The following is a 2383-nucleotide window of genomic DNA, read 5'->3' on the forward strand; positions in this document are numbered from 1 at the left end:
GTGCAACCCGGCCAGCTCTTCATCCCACACCTGAAGCCGATCAAGAACATCGGCAGCGCCAACAACGTGATCCACACCTCATCAACGAACAGCACCCCAACAAGTCACACCAAGTGCGGCTGCCGTACTAGGCGAAGTCCGGAGCTGCTCCCACACGTCCGACCAGCTCCACGAGCGCACTCCCCAACGGCGCCTCGATACGTGTCGACGCGTACCGGTCGCCGCGCGTCACGCCCTGATTGACGATCACGACCGGCTTGCCCGCCTCGGCCGCTCGCCGCACGAACCGCAGCCCCGACATCACCGTCAACGACGAGCCGAGCACGAGCAGCGCCTCGGCGCGGTCCACCAGCTCGTTGCACCGCTCGACGCGCGCCTTGGGTACGTTCTCGCCGAAGAACACCACGTCCGGCTTCAGCACCCCGTCGCCGCAGGAGTCACAGTCCACCGACCGGAACCGCAGCACCGCGTCCTCGGCGAGGTTCACGTCGCCGTCGGGGTTGATCCGCGCCGCGACGCCGTCGAAGACCGGGTTCGCCTCGTTCAGCCGGCGCTCCAGCTCGGTCCGCGCGCTGAACGCCCCGCAGGTGAGGCAGATCACGCGATCGAGGCTCCCGTGCAGGTCGACCACTTCGGGCAGCGTGCCTGCGGCCTGGTGCAATCCGTCCACGTTCTGCGTGATGACGCCGTCCACGTGGCCGGAGGCCCGCAGCACGGCGACCGCCCGGTGCCCGATGTTCGGCTGCGCCCCGGCCATCGCCCGCCACCCGAGGTGGCTGCGCGCCCAGTACCGCTGCCGCGCCTGCGCGCTGCCGGCGAAGTCCTCGTAGGTCATCGGCGTGTGCCTGCGCAGCGCGCCGGATTTGCCGCGGTAGTCGGGGATCCCGGATTCCGTGGAGATGCCGGCGCCGCTCAGCACGACGACCCCGCGCCCGGCCACCAGCTCGACCATGGCGTCCAGGCTCGTCGTGCGCGGGAAGTCCTCGCCGGTGGGCTCCCAGGTCAACGTCGGTCGCGTACGCACCCCACCAGCGTAAGCTGCCCGGCCGTGACTGGGCATCTCACGCTCCGGGCCCCTTCGCTCGGGCGTTCAAGTCAGTATGCTAAGACCGGACACGGGCTAGCGCAGAAGACGCTCTGACCTCATGGGGGCCCAAGGTGTGGCGAAACGTGCGGCAAGAACCGGATGCAAACGGGGTTTCCGGTACAGCGGTCCAGGACCAGCAGGACGGGGCCAACCGATCGAAGGGCTCCAGGGTCCTGTTGGCCGTCGGCGTGGCGGTCACGGTGACGTTGGCCGGGGCCGGTTTCGCGTTGGGCCGCAACGTTTCCGCGAGCCGCGCGCAAGCGCATCCGGGCAGCGCGTGGCTGTCCACGACCGCCGACGGCAGCGTGAACCTGGTCGACGGGATCAGCGGCGGATCGGCCGCCAAGGTCCCGGTCCCCGGCGCCTCCGGGCACTCGATGGACGTGACGCAGAACGGCGATCTGGTCTTCGTGCGCGACACCGTGACCGGGTCCATCACCGTCATCGACACCTCGCAGCTGGTCGCGACCGTGCAGATCCCGCACAGCACGGACACCTCGGTCCTGGCCGGAGGCGGCGTCGCCTACCTGGTGGACGCCACCGCGGGCACGGTGCAGCGGGTCGATCCCACGACGCTGGCCGCGGACGGCACCCAGGTCAAGCTCCAGGGCAGCCTCGGCATCCCGATCGTGGACCACAACGGCGTCCTCTGGGCCCCGGTCACCGCCACCGGCACCGTCGTCCCGGTCAACGGCGACACCCCGGGCGCCTCGATCGCGGTCGACCCCGGCGGCTCGGACATGGTGATGGCCCTGGCCGGCGGCACCCCGACGGTCGTGGACCGCACCACCGGCACCCTCACCGCCATCACCGGCGGCGTGGCCGGCCAGGTGATCAAGCTGCCGGGCGCCGCGAACTCCGGCAACAGCCTCCAGGTCGCCAGCGTCGACAGCAACCAGCCGCTCCCGCTGGTGGAATCCGCGCCGACCGCACAGCTGGTCCTGGTGAACCTCGCGAACGGCATCCCGACCTCGATCGGCATCCCCGCCGGCTACACCAGCGACGACCTGCGGCCGCCGCTGCAAGCGGGCCAGCGCACCTACATCCCCGACTTCACCCGCGGCTCGGTCCTGGTCTACGACGGCACCACGAACCGCTTCGACAACCCGATCCCGGTCCTGACGCGCGGCGGATCGTTCCAGTCGGAGATCGTCGACGGCATCGTGTACTTCAACGACCCCACCAGCGGCGCCGCCGAGCACGCGTACCCCGGCGATCTGCTCGCGGACCTCGCGGCGGCGAACCGTTGGCTGGACGGGGCTTCGGCCCGGTGGGCCGCCGCGAACGCTCAGGCTC

At 70.6% G+C, this 2383-nt stretch carries 2 protein-coding genes; one reads left to right on the top strand and one right to left on the bottom strand.

The features are described from left to right. Window positions 1–127 precede the first annotated feature (127 nt). A complete protein-coding gene (locus tag GWK61_RS54085; protein WP_194922212.1) occupies window positions 128–1024 on the bottom strand; it encodes an NAD-dependent protein deacetylase in 897 nt (298 codons plus the stop codon). 146 nt (window positions 1025–1170) lie between these two features. Here GWK61_RS54085 and GWK61_RS54090 point away from each other — a divergent pair. Further along, the coding region (locus tag GWK61_RS54090) for a YncE family protein (RefSeq protein WP_194922213.1) at window positions 1171–2383 on the top strand (1213 nt) is incomplete at its 3' end.

This window comes from Catenulispora rubra, assembly GCF_015356825.1.
GTDB lineage: Bacteria > Actinomycetota > Actinomycetes > Streptomycetales > Catenulisporaceae > Catenulispora > Catenulispora rubra.